13 protein-coding genes and 1 pseudogene are annotated in these 18,142 nt (G+C 57.9%); 7 read left to right on the top strand and 7 right to left on the bottom strand.

Annotation, left to right across the window (positions count from 1 at the left end; translation table 11 throughout):
- The first annotated feature begins 3 nt into the window (after positions 1-3).
- Positions 4-2,001 carry a glycosyltransferase gene (locus P5689_RS10860; protein ID WP_285533164.1) on the top strand — a complete coding sequence of 666 codons (1,998 nt, stop codon included), beginning with the start codon at positions 4-6 and terminating at the stop codon, positions 1,999-2,001.
- 398 nt (positions 2,002-2,399) lie between these two features.
- On the opposite strand, the pseudogene P5689_RS10855 reads toward P5689_RS10860, so the two are convergent.
- Positions 2,400-3,476: pseudogene (locus tag P5689_RS10855) on the bottom strand (IS5 family transposase); the annotation flags it as partial.
- A 356-nt stretch (positions 3,477-3,832) separates the two neighbouring features.
- Entirely contained in the window at positions 3,833-4,912 is a 1,080-nt protein-coding gene (locus P5689_RS10850; protein WP_285533163.1) for an alkene reductase, read from the bottom strand.
- A gap of 124 nt (positions 4,913-5,036) precedes the next feature.
- Here P5689_RS10850 and P5689_RS10845 point away from each other — a divergent pair, with 124 nt between their 5' ends.
- Together P5689_RS10845 and P5689_RS10840 are read left to right on the top strand one after the other, a co-directional pair.
- Positions 5,037-5,333: a helix-turn-helix transcriptional regulator gene (locus tag P5689_RS10845; RefSeq protein ID WP_023979121.1), complete on the top strand. Its 297-nt coding sequence runs from the start codon at positions 5,037-5,039 to the stop codon at positions 5,331-5,333.
- A gap of 111 nt (positions 5,334-5,444) precedes the next feature.
- Complete coding sequence (locus P5689_RS10840; protein ID WP_285533162.1) at positions 5,445-7,619, top strand: hypothetical protein; 2,175 nt, start codon at positions 5,445-5,447, stop codon at positions 7,617-7,619.
- Positions 7,620-7,727: 108 nt separating this feature from the next.
- Here P5689_RS10840 and P5689_RS10835 read toward each other — a convergent pair whose 3' ends face one another.
- Positions 7,728-8,111 carry a hypothetical protein gene (locus P5689_RS10835; protein WP_023979123.1) on the bottom strand — a complete coding sequence of 128 codons (384 nt, stop codon included), beginning with the start codon at positions 8,109-8,111 and terminating at the stop codon, positions 7,728-7,730.
- A 33-nt stretch (positions 8,112-8,144) separates the two neighbouring features.
- On the opposite strand from P5689_RS10835, the gene P5689_RS10830 reads away from it, so the two are divergent.
- From P5689_RS10830 to P5689_RS10820, 3 genes are all read left to right on the top strand, one after another.
- Positions 8,145-9,128, top strand: a complete 984-nt coding sequence (locus P5689_RS10830) for an RluA family pseudouridine synthase (protein ID WP_023979124.1) — start codon at positions 8,145-8,147, stop codon at positions 9,126-9,128.
- A 312-nt stretch (positions 9,129-9,440) separates the two neighbouring features.
- Positions 9,441-10,355, top strand: a complete 915-nt coding sequence (rpoH, locus tag P5689_RS10825) for an RNA polymerase sigma factor RpoH (RefSeq protein WP_023979125.1) — start codon at positions 9,441-9,443, stop codon at positions 10,353-10,355.
- Between the two features lie 306 nt (positions 10,356-10,661).
- Complete coding sequence (locus tag P5689_RS10820; RefSeq protein WP_285533160.1) at positions 10,662-11,318, top strand: CPBP family intramembrane metalloprotease; 657 nt, start codon at positions 10,662-10,664, stop codon at positions 11,316-11,318.
- Between the two features lie 81 nt (positions 11,319-11,399).
- On the opposite strand, the gene P5689_RS10815 is transcribed toward P5689_RS10820, so the two are convergent.
- On the bottom strand, positions 11,400-12,275 hold the full coding sequence (locus P5689_RS10815) for an NAD(P)-dependent oxidoreductase (protein ID WP_023979127.1): 876 nt from the start codon (positions 12,273-12,275) through the stop codon (positions 11,400-11,402).
- Between the two features lie 123 nt (positions 12,276-12,398).
- On the opposite strand from P5689_RS10815, the gene P5689_RS10810 reads away from it, so the two are divergent.
- Complete coding sequence (locus P5689_RS10810) at positions 12,399-13,181, top strand: helix-turn-helix domain-containing protein (RefSeq protein ID WP_023979128.1); 783 nt, start codon at positions 12,399-12,401, stop codon at positions 13,179-13,181.
- A gap of 175 nt (positions 13,182-13,356) precedes the next feature.
- Here P5689_RS10810 and P5689_RS10805 read toward each other — a convergent pair whose 3' ends face one another.
- The 3 genes from P5689_RS10805 to P5689_RS10795 form a co-directional block, all read right to left on the bottom strand.
- Positions 13,357-14,991 carry a Hint domain-containing protein gene (locus P5689_RS10805; RefSeq protein WP_285533146.1) on the bottom strand — a complete coding sequence of 545 codons (1,635 nt, stop codon included), beginning with the start codon at positions 14,989-14,991 and terminating at the stop codon, positions 13,357-13,359.
- 11 nt (positions 14,992-15,002) lie between these two features.
- Entirely contained in the window at positions 15,003-16,007 is a 1,005-nt protein-coding gene (locus tag P5689_RS10800; protein ID WP_023979130.1) for a hypothetical protein, read from the bottom strand.
- A gap of 838 nt (positions 16,008-16,845) precedes the next feature.
- Positions 16,846-18,135, bottom strand: coding sequence for an adenylosuccinate synthase (locus P5689_RS10795; RefSeq protein ID WP_023979133.1), 1,290 nt, complete (start codon positions 18,133-18,135; stop codon positions 16,846-16,848).
- Between the last annotated feature and the right edge of the window lie 7 nt (positions 18,136-18,142).

Raw genomic sequence — 18,142 nt, 5'->3', positions numbered from 1 at the left:
GTCATGAAAACACGCAAAAGCGCGATTAGCGACACCGATATGTTTCGTTTGGGAAGAGACATTATTGGACCCGTTGTTGCTCAATACATACAAAATCTTCATCAATCTCTACTATATTTCGAGGGAGCGCAGAACGCGAAGATTTTCTTCATGGCGCGAGCCGGCTTAAGGATCCGGCAGGCTTTAGAAGTGTATCTCTCACGTGTCGGTCGAGAAGTCCCATCAGGTTGGGATTATCTTTGGGCTTCACGAATGATGATCGCGAAGGGTCTATGGACTAGAACACCGCTCGAATCTTGTGCGCTTTTCGATGACGCATACGCTTATACAGACATCGACATCGCCAGAAGATGCATTGTCGGGGAACACACTGGAAATCCTCGTAACATTGATTTGGAACAGTGGCACTGGACTAGCGATCGTCTCGACTTGGGAGGAATGATTCTCCGCAATGCTCCGCAGACAGCTCCCATACGCGCACATCTCGAAGAACAGTCGAATCTGTTCCTATCCCGCGTACGAGCCTCCCTTGGCAAACATGACACCGCTGTACTTGTCGACTCAGGCTGGGCAGGGACGAGCCAGAAAATGTTGCAAGCAGGCCTGCCCGATATCGACTGGTGGGGTCTCTATTTTGGGCTAATTCCCGACGAAGATGGGGGTAAAATTGCGCAAGCCGAAGGTCTTGTATTCGAAGCGAACCGTGTCGATTGGAACCGACCCGAAACATGTATTATTTCTCATCGACATCTGATTGAGGATCTTTTCGAAACCCGAGCGCCGAGCATTGAATCCTATTATCGTGATGATTTAGGCACAATATTAGCTGTTGGTGAGAAGGAGAACCTCGCCTCACTCAACAATAATGGCGCTGATCATATATATTCCGGGGTGTTATATCATCTTGCGAGAGCGCCTGTAGACCTACTGACGCTCAGGATCAATGCTGAGCACGCCATGAAGCGATTACAGCAGTTTCTTCTCGTGCCCACCAAGAGTGAGGCCGAAGTGTTGCTGAAGCAACGGCGCTCAGCCGATCTCGGAAGGTCTTTTTCGGTTCCGGTGCTGATCAGCCCGGATGGACCAGAAAAATCCGAGGAACGCATCAGCCGCGCATTGTGGAAGAACGGTCAGATTGCTTTGGAGTACCCAGCGGACATGGCCGCGCCTGTGCAACGTTCGTCGGCAGGCCTCAGATATCCGTCCACACATAAACGTCCTCGCCCGGACGTGCTGAATGCCACCCTACCGACAGTCGCAGTCATCACGCGAACAATGGATCGGTCGTTGTTTCTACGACGGGCTCTATTGAGCGTATCAAGCCAAAGCTTCAGAGATTACGTGCACGTGGTTGTATGTGATGGGGGCGATGCGGAATTAATAAAGAAAACGATCGTCGAAGCCAACATCGACCATAGCAAAATCATTTTTGTTGAGTCTCCGATCAACATAGGAATGGAAGCGGCATCAAACCTAGCGATTTCTAAATCTACATCCGAATTTATTGTTATCCACGATGATGACGATTCTTGGCATCCCGATTTTCTCAAAAAGACAATCGATTACCTCCGCTCTGCAGAGGGTCGCAAATACGGTGGCGTCGTCACACAAGCACTTCACGTGTCAGAAAGCGTCCATCCCGATGGAATCCAAACTCATAGCACTAAATTGTACAGAGACGATTTTTTTGCCCCCAACCTCGAAGAGATACGGCGGTGTAATACCTTCGCTCCGATCTCGTTCGTATTTCGACGCACATGCTATGACGAGGTGGGCGGCTATAATGAAAAATATCCGGTTTTAGGCGATTGGGACTTCAATATAAATTTCTTATACAAATATGATATTGGATATATCAGAGAAACTCTCTCCAATTATCACCATCGTGACGTTCGAGAACAAAACGTTTTCGGAAATAGCATCATCTCCGGTCGGGATAAACATATCGAATATAACCCGATACTCCTCAATGATCTGGCGCGAAAACACCGTGTACCTTAAGTGTCGGGGAGCGGAATGACGCGCAGCACAAACGGCGCCTGACGCGGTGTTAGGCACTGCAGCAGGTATGTGACAGCGATGGCGAGGCAGAGATCCGATGAGTAGACGTTTGAAGAGCGATCAGCACCTCGTTCACTGATCGCCTAAAGGACATAGGAAATATACCGGAATCAGCGCGACTCCTCTCGCTCACTTGTCTACCCTTCGGTAGGCGGCATCGTCACCAAGGCGGCTGCCTTCGCCGCATACCCCATCCAGCCACAGGTGGAGGGATCGAAGAACCGTTGGTTGATGCGCTTGGCCCATAATTTCTGGCTTTTGCAGATTTGATTGCCGGTTCTTTGAGTAGCTTTTGATCTGCGTTTTGAGCAGACCAGACGCTGTTTCCTCCGGGATGACTACGCGCTCGCGTTCAGTCTTTCGAGGAAAAGGACGCGGCGCATGTTGTAGACAATATTGGCCAGCCCGATCCTCATGGTGGCTCGGGGGATGCCGACTGTTCGGGTGAACAATCCCATCTGTGACTTCTGATCAGCAAAGATATACTCGACACGCGACCGGATTACTGACTTCCCTGCGTTGGACCGCTGGATGTGACGGGGCATGGGCTTAGAATGCGGCTTTTTCCTGTGGACCTTCGCGATGAAACCCTCCTTTTCCATGAAGTCCTCATTGGCTTTTGAACGATCGGCCGTATCCGCCCAGACGCTTGAGGCGGTATTGGCTTTATCCAGCAGCCCCTCTCTTAATCGCGCACCATCACTGGCGGCGGCATCCGTCGCTCTCCATTTTCGGATAAACCGGAACTTCCGGTCGATGGAAATATGTAATTTATAGCCAAACAATGGAATAGCGAGATCTGTGGACGACATAGTCCCATCTTCCTGTCGTTTTGCTTTCGTGAACTTCAGCACCCAGCGCGCATGCCTAGCCTTGTGGGACAGCTTTGTCGGCTTGTCTGCCCAGCCTTCGAGGAGCCCCCCCCCCCCCCGAAGATCGGCCTTCTCCGCATTGGTATTGCGCTGCTTGGGCGCTGCCACCAGCGTGGCATCCAAGATCTGGCCGGACACTGGAAGATAACCGGCCTTGCGCAATGTGGCGTCAAAGCGCGCGAACAAATTCTGGATGGCGCCCGCCTCGGTCAGACGCTCGCGAAACAACCAGACCTTTTTGGCATCGGGTACCCGATCCGATAACGTTAGCCCCAGGAAACGCATGAAGGACAGACGGTCGTTGATCAGATACTCTGTCCGTTCACCGGAGAGATTGTTCAGTGTCTGGATCACGAGGATCTTAAACGTCAGTACCGGATCGAACGGCGGACGCCCGCCTTTGCTCCCGCCTGAGTAAGCCAGAGCCTTCTCCAGATCAGGGCGGAACGCCTCGAAATCCACAGTCCGGGAAAACGCTTCGAGCTGATCACCAAGCCCGCTTAACCGCGCAAGCCGCTCTTCAACATCGAAGAAACCTGGCTTCTTACCAGCAAATCTGTTTTGGGACTACAGGCTGGGCTCGCTTCATGGCACTTCTTACGGCGGGCAGCGTCCGCATTCGGCATAGACTTATGGTACGTCCAATAAGACGTACCATGATGCGCCAACGCCACTGCCGCCCGTAGTAAATTTCGGACCGAATAGCCAACAGAGACACTGTCGCATAACAGCATGACCACAGCCGGAATCAGCAAGAGTTTAACAGGCTCTGCAAGCAAAACGAACAGGTGAAACCATTGCTTTGTGCGCATCGGGGTTCCAGAAAGAAACGAAATGTATCTTCCTGAAACCCGAGCAAGTTACGAGGTCAACACACCTCGGCAGGCTTTATGGCAAAGTCACGATTCGTTATAAAAAGGGTAATCGATGTATCCCTCGTCCCCACGACTGTACCACGTCTTGATGTCGTCTGACTGAAGCGCAAGATCCTCAGACAAACGGCGCGGAAGATCAGGGTTGGCGATGAATTTACGGCCAAATGCAATGGCATCGGCCGTCCCGTTGGCAACGGTTTCAAGAGCCTCCTCACGTGTGTAGTCCTGATTCAGAACCAGAGGGTTCCGGAATACTTCACGAATCGGGCCATGCAGCTTGGGCTGGTCAGTCTTGCCAAATGTACCGTTCGTGCCGGGTTCACGCAGCTCGAGGAAGCCGATGCCGAGATCGTTGAGCAGCTTTGCCGCCGGAACGAACACGGTTTCGGGCGCGCTATCGATGCAACCCTGCGTATCGCCATTGGGTGAAAGACGCACGGATGTCCGTTCTGCCCCGATGGTGGCGATGACGCGTTCTGTCACTTCACGCAGGAAGCGGATGCGGTTTTCAGGCGATCCGCCATACTCATCCTCGCGATGATTGGTGCCGTCACGCAGGAATTCATCAATCAGATAGCCATTGGCGGCGTGGATCTGCACGCCATCGAACCCGGCTGCGATTGCATTGCGGGCAGCAACCTCGTACTCGCCCAGAATACGCGTGATATCGGCCTTGGTGAGTGCGCGTGCCTGCTCTGGCTCCTGCTTGCCATCATAAGTGTGCAGAGGTGCGGGCGCAGAGGTGGGCGAGCTGGAAACCGGCTGCTGACCCGTTACGCTGGAATGCACCATGCGCCCCATATGCCAGAGCTGGACAACGATCTTGCCACCCTTGTCATGCACCGCCCTGGTGATCGGCTTCCAGGCCTCGACCTGTTCCTGCGACCAGATACCGGGTGCGTAGGGCCAGCCCAGTCCCTCGCGGCTGATACCGGTTGCCTCAGAGATGATCAGTCCGGCGCTGGCGCGCTGGGCATAGTATTCTGCCATGACCGGCGTCGGCACATGCTCACGTGTGCCACGGCCACGTGTGAGCGGTGACATCAGGATCCGGTTCTTCGCGTCGATGGCGCCAAGCTGGATCGGATCGAACAGAGTTGTCATAATGCTAAGTCCTCATGAACCCGTGGGGGTTTAATTCGATTTTTGTCGAACAATATCAGGAATGGGAATGCGTCGTCGTGACGACAACCCCTCCCCTCCTGTTTTTTGGAACCGGACAGCCCAGATGCCTGACTACGATCACCCCCCTGTGGAGAGCCTCACCCTGCTGGGAGTCCTGCGGGGATTGGCAGATCCGATCCGTCTTGAAATCGTTCAGCACCTCGGTTCGGTTCCCGAAGCGAGTTGCGCCGCACTGCTTGGTGATCGGCCACGCTCAAGTATGTCTCACCATTTTCAGGTACTGCGTGAGAGCGGGCTGCTCCATACGCGCATACAGGGCGTGCAGCATTTCAACTCACTCCGCAGAGACGATCTCGATGCGCGTTTTCCCGGATTGATGCAGGCCGTCCTCGCGGAGTAGATCGCCCGGAACTCTTGAGGGCCTTGATGTCAAACGCGCTGTGCGACAACGCTGCAACACGAAGAACAGAACAGGCTGCTGCACAACCCGGCGCCAGGAGATCTTTCACCTATGGCCATGATCCTGCTCGCCTGGCATGGCGCCGTTGTATGTTCTGGAGGCGGCCGCCTGTTTCCCGCTCCCATCGCGGACGTGCTGTCCGGGAATGCCTTGCCCGTCGATCCCGGATACCGGGCGCGTTCTGAATCCGCGCCCCTTCCGTTTGAAGTTGTAATCATAGCCCCTGCACCGGGCATGACCATGGACAATACGCCCGGTCATGGCAGCATTGTTGCCCTGCGGGGAGGTGCGCTCACAATCAGCTGTCGCGAGGGAGAGACATTCCGTGCCGTCGGCCACTGCGCGCAATGGGAGCATTTTCTCGCCCTGGACGCCAGGCATCTGAGCGTCCTGCATGCCGCGCTTTCACGGGACTGGAAACTCGATAACGGCGAGACGATACGTCCCGGACGAGACGGCTTCAGCCTGATCCTTGGTCAAACCCGTTTGGGCCTGAGTGACCTCTCCCTGACGGAAGACGGACAAACCCTCTGCGCAGCCGATAAGCGAGTTGCCACTGCCTGGCCTGATGCTGCCTTTCATCGCGCCATAGAGGCTGCGACACAGGCCATGCAGGATCTGCAGGCGAATGCTGTCAGGGGTCGCTCACCCTGGGGCGAGCCTGACGATTTGCCCCGGCAGCTTCTTCTGACCATCACAGACTATAACGAACCCCGTCATATGATGTTTCTGGCGCGGCTCTGCCTCCTCATCGGGTTGGATGACGTCGCCCTGCTCTGCCTTGATGTGCTCGAAAACAGCGCCCTCCGGACAGACGCGCTTATCCTGCGGGCCATCCTCGCACGCCTGCAGCATGACGAGCCCGCCTGCCAGGAAGCCCTGATTGCGGCTATCACCTGTGCACTGCCAGAGGATGCTCAGACCCCTGTCGTGATCGACCGGTTTCGGGCGCGCCTTGCCGAGCCCGAAACCTTTCTCACGCTTTGGCCCACGCTTGAGCGTGCGATAGGACGGCCGCTCTATCCGTCATACGAGGATCTGCTCGTCCCGGGCTGGCTTCCTGCTGACGGAGGCTTTGCCGAACAGACGCCTTATTACCATCGCCTCGAGGAAAAATGGACACAATGTCCGGCAGAACGGCGACAGATCTTCCTCAACGAGGAGCGACGCCTCAATGGTCCTTCTCATGCCCTCGCCATACTGGAAGGCCACAAACACTGGCTCGATGGCGAGCAGGAGGAAGCCAATGCCCTGTATGACACGGCACGCAGCCTCTCGTTGCAGAACCAGCGCTATTTCATTCACTTCAACGGTGGGGTCTATACATGGCAAGGCCACGCCACGCGTCCGGCTGACCCGCACCCACTCAGCATCGACTCATGGCGCTGGGCGGGACTACCCGACGAAGAACAGGATACAGGCGGTTCGAGGCCGGTACTCACCCTGATCGCAGCTGGAGACAGGCGCTATTTTGCCTTCATTCCTGGACTGATCGCCTCACTGGTCCAGGCCTGCGATGGCGCTGAGGCGCCAGGACATGTGAGACTGGTTCTCGGCGTCGCCCATGCCTCGGACGAGCAGGTTGCGTTCCTGAAAGACGTCGCTTCGGCCCTGCGCAGAGAAAAAAGCATGGTCTCGCTGGTCTTTGCCTATGGCAGCCTGTCGCATTCCGATGGCGCAAGCTTTTCCTGCATCCGCTATCTGATAATGCCGCGGATCGCCCGTCTCGCTGATGGACCGATCATGACAATCGACATGGATGCCATGATCCCGGTCGATTTCCTGTCTTTCGCACGCGACATGCTGAAGACTTATGACTACGGCTTCAGACTTTATGCCTATGATCGCGACGGCCGACAGTGCGGTGGTGAGCCGTGGGGGTTCGGCGCTGGCGTATCCTATTTTGGCGAGAAGCCTCTTTTGCCCGTCATCGCACAGGCGCTGAGCGACTACATCATCAGTGCCTATCATGGCGCCAATCCAACCAACTGGTGCATCGAGCAATGTGCGCTCTCGGCCGTCTATCACCGGCATATCGCGCCGCGTTGGGCAACATTACGCATCAAGTTCATGGATGATCCGCCACCGCTCGTGATGATGCCGCACCATCTGGGCATGGACAAGAAAAGCTTCAGCGAGTGGACGGGACTTGTCGAGATGGGGCCGGTCTATGAGCGCCTTGGCCTCGAGGCGGGGCGTGCCGAAGCTCTCGTCGTACTGACCTGACTAGAACCGGCGGGACGTTTGGGGCGCGTCGTATCGCGTGCGAGACCACACTCCGGAGCATCCATTATGGTGTCTCCCCCAGGCTCCCGGCGCGGGAGGAAGATCATCTCAGGGACTTAGCGCGAAGCGCGCCATCACACGATTGGACTCAGGGCTCCAGATGACAATCTGCTCGCCTTCGGGGGTGGCGATCAGCAATGACAAACTCCCATCGGGGCGTACGATCTGTGAGAGCACATGCCCGCCACCGTGAAGGGTGAACACTGCGGCCCCATCCCCCCGTTTCTGACTGCCCCCGGATTCCACGATGTTGCCTTGCCCCGGCATTGGGGAAGCAGGAACCCGTCTCTCTTGCAGGGTTGCCTGATGGGGATGCATGGCACGATGGACCACAACGCCAATCAGCCCGGCCGTGCCGATGACGATCATCACGCCCATGCCGATAACCGCAGCCATCAGAACACGTGAAACAGGGGGCGGCGGCGTAGTCATGGCGGCAAGTGATCCTAATTGCTAAAGGGGCGCATGACCGATGCCCATGTCCCCGATGAAAACCGATTCGAGTTTGTTGTCACGCCAGAGCAGGCAGGGCAGCGGCTCGACCGCTTTCTGGCCGATTCCATCGGCACGCTCTCCCGTTCACGCGTCAAATCCCTGATCGAGGCCGGGCAGGTTTTCTGCGACGGCGCCATCATACGCGAGCCTTCGGAAACCACCAGAGCCGGGCGACGCCTAGTGCTGATCGTGCCGCCAGCCACCCCTGCCCGCCCGCAGGCCGAGGATCACGCCCTGCCGATCCTGTTCGAGGATCGCGACCTGATCGTGCTCGACAAGCCCGCCGGTCTGGTGGTGCATCCGGCGCCGGGTAATGAGACAGGTACACTGGTCAACGCCCTGCTGGGTCATTGCGGTGAGGATCTGGAGGGAATCGGCGGCGAAAAGCGCCCCGGTATCGTGCATCGTCTCGACAAGGATACGTCGGGGCTGATGGTCGTCGCCAAGACGCCGCTCGCGCATAATGCGCTTTCCGATGCCTTCGCCGCCCGTGATATCGATCGAGCGTACAAGGCGCTGGCCTGGGGACTTCTGCCGGCCACCATCAGTTATGACGGTGCGATTGGACGGGACAAGCGCGACCGCAAACGCATGACAGTCGTCACCCAGGGGGGCAAGCACGCCCTGACCCATGTGCGCTGCCTCGAAGCCTTCGACGCTTCCGTAAGCCTGATCGAGTGCAAGCTCGCGACGGGTCGTACTCACCAGATACGCGTGCATCTCTCTCAGGCTGGCCATCCGCTGCTTGGCGATCCGGTCTATCTGCGCCGCATCCCCGCGGCCGCACGTGGGTTGCCCGAGGCAGCAAGAAGGACAGCGCTCGACTTCCCTCGTCAGGCTCTGCACGCGGCGCGGCTCGGTTTCACCCATCCCCGGACAGGAGAGAGCCTCCTATTCACCTCAGAGCCGCCAGAGGATTTTCAGTCACTCCTGCGTGCGCTGCGAGGGCGCTAATCAAAGCGCGCTTTCATCCTGCTTCAGGCTGGATAAGGACTTGCGCACCCCGTGGACTATCGGTCGGGTTAAATAGGAGTAATGTGGTACGTTTTCTTGACTCGGAAAAGGCTGTATGATCCACTCATAGCCAATCCGACGAGCTGACGCGCCGCCGGAACGGACGTGCCGCCTGATATCGCTCAATGGGAGGGTATCGCGCGGTGACGTAAGTCCTTCCTTATCCATGCGTCACCCGCCAGCGGGAACCAACGGGGTGAATACCCGTATATCTGGTTCCTTCTCTGTCCGGGCGAAAGGAGTTGCAGCCCAATGGCCTCTTCCGCCGTCATGTCAATCGGCCCTGAAAACAACCTCACACGGTACCTTCAGGAGATCCGTAAATTCCCCATCCTGTCGCCGCAGGAAGAAGTCGAACTTGCCCGCCGCTGGCGTGACAAGGAAGACGACGCTGCTGCCCACAAGCTCGTTACCTCCCATCTGCGCCTCGTTGCCAAGATTGCCATGGGCTATCGTGGCTATGGCCTGCCGCTGAACGAACTGATCAGCGAGGGCAATATCGGCATGATGCAGGCCGTCAAACGCTTCGATCCCGATCGCGGCTTCCGCCTAGCTACTTACGCCATGTGGTGGATCCGCGCAGCGATGCAAGAGTACATCCTGCACTCATGGTCGCTCGTGAAAATGGGCACCACCGCGTCGCAGAAGAAGCTGTTCTTCAACCTGCGTCGTCTGAAAGGCCAGATGCAGGCCATCGATGATGGTGACCTGAAACCGGAGCAGGTCGATAAGATTGCTACGACGCTTGGTGTGCCTGAGCAGGATGTAGTGTCGATGAACCAGCGCCTCTCGGCGCCGGATCACAGCCTCAATGCCCCTCTCCGTAGCGACAGCGAAGGCGAGTGGCAGGACTGGCTGGTTGACGATCAGGAAAGCCAGGAGACGACGCTGGGTGAGGCGGAGGAAATGAGCGGACGTCAGGCCCTGCTGACCGAGGCCATGAAATCGCTGAACGACCGTGAGCGGCATATTCTGACCGAAAGACGCCTCAAGGACGATCCGTCGACACTCGAGGAGCTCTCACACGAATATGGCGTGTCGCGTGAGCGTATCCGCCAGATCGAGGCGCGTGCGTTCGAAAAGCTTCAGAAGGCGATGGCCGTCGAAGTCGAACTGCGCCGCAAACAGGATGAAGGCATCTCCTTGCACCATCGTGTGCAGGCCTGATCTGATTCAGCCGGGTTTGCAGTTACTCTGCAGCCCCGGCGACAGGGCTATCTACTCCTGTCCAACCTGCTCAGCGCTACGCATCACCTGAGTATCAGGTTGCCCCAACGTCTAGAGCACTCCGCTGCTTTGTCGTTCCTCTCCCGACGATGGCACATCAGTTGCGAAAAATGCCGCATAACCGGTGCCGTTCACCGCACCCGCATTGGTCGCAGCATTTCCAACGCCACTTGGCGCGGCCTGCTCCCCTCCGACCGGGCGTTATCATCACGCCGGTGACAATCTGTCCCGAAGAGGGGTAAAGCCATGACGCCCGTCCACCCTGCCCCCTCAAAGCGTCTCCTGCCTCGGGCGCTGCGTCTGGGTGAATTTTTCGCACTCTACAGCGGTGGCCCGCTTCTTGTGCTGGCCCTGCGTCAGCCGGGAATACTGTTCGCTGGGCTATGGGTTGGCGCGATCATCGCGTGGCTTTCCATACGTGGGCGTCTCCCTGTGTCGCATGACGTGCGCAGGGAGATACGGGCTATCCTTGTACGCTTCGGGATTTTAGGGAGCGCGCTGACAGTTCTGGCCTATTTCCTCTGGCCCACCCATTTCCTCGACCTCCCCCGACATCGCCCGGGCTTCTGGCTGGTCATCATGGGCCTCTATCCCCTGCTTTCCGTCTGGCCACAGGAAATGCTCTACCGGGGCTTCCTGTTTCATCGCTATCAGTCACTGTTCGTGACCCCAACGCGTCGGATACTGGCCAGCGCGATCACCTTTGCTTTTGCTCATGTCATCTTCCTCAACTGGATTGCCATAGCCCTCACCTTTGCCGGCGGCTTTCTGTTTGCCCGCGATTACGAGCGTCACCGCTCGTTGCGCCTCGCCTGTCTGGAACATTCCCTTTATGGCTGTCTGATCTTCACCATTGGTATGGGGCGATTTTTCTACACGGGCGCGGCCTGGCATCACGGCTGAATGACAGGGCTGCGCATGGCGGACCGGCAGGGAGGAAATCCTGTTGCGGGATCGCCTCCCCCTTCACATACCGGCTCAGCCTTATTTGAGCCCTGCCTTGACCTGCTCCTGCAGAACCACAAAGTCCCGCTCCCCGTTTCCCGCTTCGATGGAGGCCGCCATACGGTCATGCACGATATCGGCATAAGGCAGGTCCAAGCCGAGTTCATGCCCGGCTTGTAGGAACATTTTCACGTCTTTGAGGCCCAATGTGACAGGTGCCCCCGGATAATCATAGGCGCGGTCAACCATGAGCTGACCGTAATTTCTGTGCACCGGGGCATTGCAGAAGCTGTTGGTCATGATCTCGAACACCAGTGCCGGGTCTGTCCCCATCTGCTCGTTGAGTGCAAAGACTTCCGCCATCTGCTCAATAGTCGAGTAGATCATGAAGTTGAGACTGAGCTTGACGAGATTGGCCTGCACCGGGTCATTCCCCACCCGGAAAATCCGCTGGCTGAACGCTTCCATGACCGGGGCGACGCGATCCAGCACAGCCTGTTCACCGGCAATCATGGCATAGAGTTTTCCAGCCTCGGCGGCGGGCGGCCGACCCAGCACATTGGCGCTGACATAATGCTGACCACGCGCCTCATGACCATCGCGCAGCCGGCGCGCCTGATCGAGTGAGAGCGTGCTGCAACAGACATGAACGGCGCCTCCACGCATGGCTTGCGCAAGTCCATCTGGTCCAAAACTGGCTTCCTGAGTTGTGGCATCGTCAAAAAGCATGGAAAATACGACATCTGCCTGCCTGGACACCTCGGCAGGTGTGTCGGCCACCACGGCGCCGTGCGCGACGAGGGCGTCGGCCTTTGAGCGGGTGCGGTTATAGACCACCAGATCATGCCCGGCCTCGAGCAATCTCATGGCCATAGCGTGCCCCATGGCACCAAGGCCGATGAAACCTGTCTTCATAAGCGTGTCTCCCGAATGATCACCTCATGACACCCAAAGGCGAATGAGCTGAGCCTAGCGGCTTATTTGCTGGCGTTCCCGCGCCTGTGCGCCATAAATCAGTGCATGGACGCCAAATGCAGCATGGTCCCGCACGAAGTCACAGCGCATGACGCCCCCTGGATTCTCGGGGGCCATATGGAACAGGGCGAGCGCCGTGAGGCCCGTCCGCATGTCCATGAACGCGGGCAGATTTTCGGGATTGCGAATGGCGTTATGGCGCTGCGCACGCAGGCAGCCCAGTGGTTGATCGGCCCTGGGCAGCTTCTATGGCTGCCGCCATCCCTGACTCACGAAGCCCGCTCCCACGGCGCGGTCATGGGCTGGAGCCTTTATATCCATCCTGAGCGATGTCAGGCCCTGCCAGCCTATCCATTTTTGTCGCGCGGGAGCGATCTGCTCAATGCACAGGCCGTGCGCCTCGCCCGTCAGGCCCGCAATCCGCTATGGACACCGGTGGTGGCACGACTGGCGGAGAGTTTCTGGGATGAATTCCTCTCCCTGCCGCAAGACACGGGAGCCCTTCCTTTCCCGCAGGATGCACGGCTCAGGCGTGTGGCGCAGGCTTTGACAGACAACCCGTCGGACCGTCGAAGCCAGCCAGAATGGGCACGACTGGCCAATATGTCGCAACGCTCTTTCGTCCGTCATTTTGCAGATGATACAGGCCTGAGCTTCTCAGCATGGCGGCAACGCCTGCGCATCGCGCATGCCTATGAGAAGCTGGCCCAGGGAGAAAGCGTCGCCAGCGCAGCGATGAGTGCAGGTTATGAGAGCTTCGCTGCCTTCTCGAAAGCCTTCACCCGTCTTACCGGCGTGCTTCCGTCAGGCGTCAGAGGCGAGGCCCCTCCAAGAGGTCCTCGCTGAAACCGCCCCGAACGGTACGGGGATGGGACGCTGCGTGAGGGCGATGAATGAGGAGGCCGTGCAAAGACAGGTTTTTGCGCAAAGACCGCCGCGCCATACCCAGAAGCATCTTTCTAAGTCTGAAGCGCTGAGATCAGGATGCTCGATAAGCGAGCCTCCCGACTTCAGCCTTTTTTCAGCCCGCGATTGAGGCTATCCCAGCCTCATAGGGCTCGGACACATACGGACCTGCCGCGATCACCTCAACGCACAGGATAACCGAATTCGTTACTCCACCCTCATCCGTCAGTGGCAGCCAGCCGAACCCATCTGTCCAGCGATAGCCTCCCTCTCCCGGATACCATCCCGAGAGGGTCTCAGCGGTCAGATGAGAGGTCACGGCCTTCTGGCCATCGCAGGAAAAGCCTGTGATCGCGCCAATCAACACGCCGAGGCGACGGCGATCATCAACATAGGGTCCGATGCTGTCGCAGGGGCGCGATGCCCGTGAGGCGATATGAACCCCGGTCGTGCCGGGCGGAACCTGGAACACATATTTCGCACCGTCGCGGCGCACGGGACGGATCTCGCGCCCTGCCGCATCGACAAGGCGCAAGTCAGGCTCGCCGGTGACAATCGGTGTTTCGACGTCCGCCGTCTTACGGGCAAAACGCTCATAAAGCGGCTGTGCATAGGCACGATCAACGCATAGCGGCAGGGCATAACGCAGCGCCGGCTCAGGACGCAGCGCGACAACATTGCCAGACTCCCTGAAAATATGCCGGTTTCCGGTGTCGAGATAGCTTTCGGTCGGGGTGTTCTCAGCGAGGATGATCGAGTGCTCCGAAAGTTCGATATGGAAATATTCGTAGCTCTGGATCGCGATGTCATAGCGTATGCTCCTGCCGTTCACGAGCATACGGATCGGCAGCATCCGCCCTTCAAATGCAAAACAGTGTTCCGGGGTCACGAGAAGATCGCGCGAGGGTATGCCGGGCTCGAAGGCATTAGCCTCGATCCGCACCGGATAGCCCGCCAGATCGACAGGCTGCCAGGGTTCGAGGCGGTTGAACCGGCTACCAATCCAGATAATCGGACGAAAGACCGTCTGACCGTTCACCAGACACGCAACAGCCTCACCAAGCTGGAGCGCCTCGACAGGGATTTCGCCACGGGCTGTCAGGATATGCGTTCCCTTGAGGAAGCAGACTTCAGTCGCAGCCTTGTCAGCCACGAGATAGCCACCGCTTCCCACCGAAGGATCCTGAACGACGGAGCCCGACACAGCGGAGAGGATACCCCCTGACCCGACCTGACCGCCAATCAGCGTGCCACCGGCCTGAACAAGCGTGATGTTCTTGTCATAGCCACTGTTATAAAAAATATCGTTGACGGAGCTACCCCCTCCGGCAATCGTCACAGGGTCCGAGTTGAACTGGTTACCGCTCGTGATACCACCCGACGAAACAAAGACAGAGCCATTGGCGAGATAGGATCCAGCGAGCGTTCCACCGCTTTGAACATAGACTGTGGTGGCATAGCCCGAGAGGCCGCTGGCCGTCGCACCGCTCGTAACCCAGAGCACCGCCCCGTTTCCGAGCGTGGCAGGAGCCTGCACGAACGTCGCACCGCTCTTATAGACTGTGACTCCGCCGGAGCTGACGGCACTCCAGGTACCGGTCAGGACCGTCCCTGGAGGCGTTGCGGGCGTTGATGGCACAGTAACCGTACCGCCGATTGACGTGTATGTGGCAAGGTAGGTCCCGGCATCGGAATGAAATCCCGAAAGATCGACATCTGCCGCGATGACGGCAGACCCGCCAGAAGCCACATGAACGCCGTTTAGGGTTGCTCCGGTGGCTGCGCTGATGGTCGTGTTGCTGGTGACATCACATTAGTGATGGTGGCGCCGCTGGCCACCTTGACGCTCTGCACGGCGAAACCATACCAGGAATAGGTATCGTCGGTTGAACGCGCGCCCGTGCTCAGCGTGACGTCGCAACCGTCAAGCTGGTTATCGCTGAGAACACCTCCATTATCCACACGCACATAGGTACGGGTAATGTGGGAATCGAGCACGGTTCCGCCCGAGTATATGCTGATTGTCGGGATGGTATTGGAGATACAGGTGAGACCAGAAACTACAGCCCCGCTCGCAACATAAAGCGTGGCCCCGTTGAGGATCACAGGATCACTGACTGTCGTCGTGGCGTTTTGGTAAACCGTCTTGCCGTTAACGTTGACCGCCGACCATACCCCGTTCAGGATTGCGCCAGTCGAAACCGTGGTTCCATTGCCAGCATAGCCGGAGAAGACCATCGTCCCTGACTGAAGATAGCCCCCATTGACTGCATGAAATCCGTTGGTTGTCCCCGCGGCAAGAGAGGCGGATCCGCCATCGGCGGCGGTGATGTTCGATCCGGTGGCGCCTGCCTGCAATTGCAGATATCCGCCGCTTCCTACGGTTGCGCCTGTCACGGTCGCACCGTTGAGGGCGTAGGACCACGTACCCCCTGCCGCACCCTTCAGATAAGTATCGTTGATGGACTGGGCACCAGAACTCAGGGTGGTCGCGACACCGCTCAGAATATTCCCGCTCAATATGCCGCCGCTGGCAACTCTTAGCGTACCGGCTGTCAGGGTGGCGTCCGTGACGACACCGCCCGCCTGCACAGTTATCGTCAGTGACGTTCCCGAGAGCGATGTGACGGTTGCGCCGTTCGTAACCGTAATGGATGCATTGGCGGCGAATGACGCAGGCTGTCCTACGGTTGTCGTACCGCTCTGGTAAACTGTCTGACCGCTAATGTTCACCGCCGACCACGTGCCGGACAAAGTTGTCGCCATCACAGCGTTCCTTATGCTTTGTCGCCCAATCGCTGAACCCGAATGGCACCTGGGCTGAAAAAGGGCATTTCTCGAGATGCATGCGCATCGCTGGGTTAGGAGCACCCGAGACAGATCAATGCCGTAAGGCCAAAACCTAAATTTTTTTGAAAACTTTAATAAACACCCAATGTATATCAAAGCTATTGATAGAAAAATCACGAAAATGTAATATAATATGTGATTATGATGGTTCTCATTAAAATAAATATATCAAGAAATACTACTTCAAATTCATTTCGTACTGTGTCGATGCATGTATCTTTGAATGCAAAATGCTCACGCTATCCAGAGCGGTGGAAGGAGAATTTTGATTTCCCGATGACATCACTGATCGCCACTCATGCAGCAATCTCGATGAACTTCACCGGAAAGATCGACAAGATATGCAGGGGAAGTGCATGCGCACGGCTTCTGCCTGTGCGTCCCGTAGCGAAAACGCGGTAAGCGGTGAGCGGCGCTTACCCAATCACAGAGGGTTCATATCAGCACGGCGGAATGACGAGGCCCGACATGAAGCGGGAGGCGGACCAACCAGGACGGCCACGCTGTGTGCCAGATGTCGCGAGGCACATTACAACACGGTGATTGCAGCGGGGCTATCGCCTTGCTCCGTCACGGTCTCGAAAGCCCGTGCGGATCTGATAATGGCGGGCGTCATTGCCATGACGCTCTGGTCATGCGTCTGTTCAAGTGTCGGCCCTCCTTTGAGAGGAACTGACTGCGGCATCATGGCGACAGAGCCAATGACCCGCTTTGTACCGGATGGCTACGGGCCTTTCGGCCCGCGCCGATAGGCTCAATCCTCGAAGGGATCGCGCATCAGGATTGTGTCATCGCGCTCGGGACTGGTGGAAAGCAGCGTCACCGGTGCTTCAATCAGTTCCTCGATACGGCGAATATACTTGATGGCTGCCGCCGGCAGATCAGCCCAGCTACGCGCACCGAAGGTCGTTTCCTGCCAGCCCGGCATGGACTCCAGAACGGGCTTTAGCCTTGCCTGAGCTGCAGGGCTGGACGGGAAGGAGGTGATTACCTTGCCATCAAGCTCGTAACCCACACAGATCTTCACTTCCTCGAAGCCGTCCAGAACGTCGAGCTTGGTCAGGGCGATACCGCTTACACCGCCAACGCGGGCAGCGCGACGCACCAGCACGGCATCGAACCAGCCGCAACGACGGGCACGCCCGGTGACCGTGCCGAATTCACGACCGCGTTCGCCAAGATCCTGCCCGACCTGATCGAACAGCTCGGACGGGAACGGCCCCTCTCCCACGCGGGTGGTGTAAGCCTTGGCAATACCGAGCACGAAACCCACCGTGCCGGGGCCGACACCACTGCCACTGGCCGCGACAGCTGCAACCGTGTTGGAGCTGGTCACGAAAGGATAGGTGCCATGATCGACATCGAGCATGACGGCCTGCGCCCCTTCAAACAGGATACGACGGCCCGCACGACGGGCCTCGTCCAGACGCTCCCAGACCGAACAGGCGAAGGGCAGCACGCGCGGGGCCAGCTTCGCCAGATGATCCAGGATTTCCTGCTTGGTGAAAGTCGGCGCGCCGAGACCAGCAAGAAGCGTGTTGTGATGGAGCAGCAGCTCATCCAGCTTCCAGTCCAGCGTCTCGGGCTCGGAGAGGTCACACAGGCGGATGGCACGACGGGCTACCTTGTCCTCATAGGCCGGGCCGATGCCACGCCCCGTGGTCCCGATTTTGCGGTCGCCGCGTGCAGCTTCACGCGCGCGGTCGGTCGCAACATGCAGCGGCAGGATGAGCGGCACGTTGTCAGCCACCCAGAGTGTCTCGGGATTGACCACAAGCCCCTGCGCAGACACGCGGTCAATCTCGGCAAGCAGCGCTTCAGGGTCGACCACCACGCCATTGCCGATCACACCGGTCTTGCCGCGCACGAGGCCGGAAGGCAACAGGGAGAGCTTGTAGACCTGATCGCCCACCACCAGCGTATGACCGGCATTGTGACCGCCCTGAAAGCGGACGACGATATCCGCACGGCTGGCCAGCCAGTCCACGATCTTTCCCTTGCCTTCGTCACCCCACTGGGTGCCGATGACGGTGACGTTGGACATGCTCTTT

The organism is Asaia sp. HumB (genome assembly GCF_030263835.1).
Taxonomy (GTDB): domain Bacteria; phylum Pseudomonadota; class Alphaproteobacteria; order Acetobacterales; family Acetobacteraceae; genus Asaia; species Asaia bogorensis.
The sequence above is the reverse complement of the archived record's forward strand: the minus strand, read 5'-3'. Positions and strand labels throughout refer to the sequence as shown.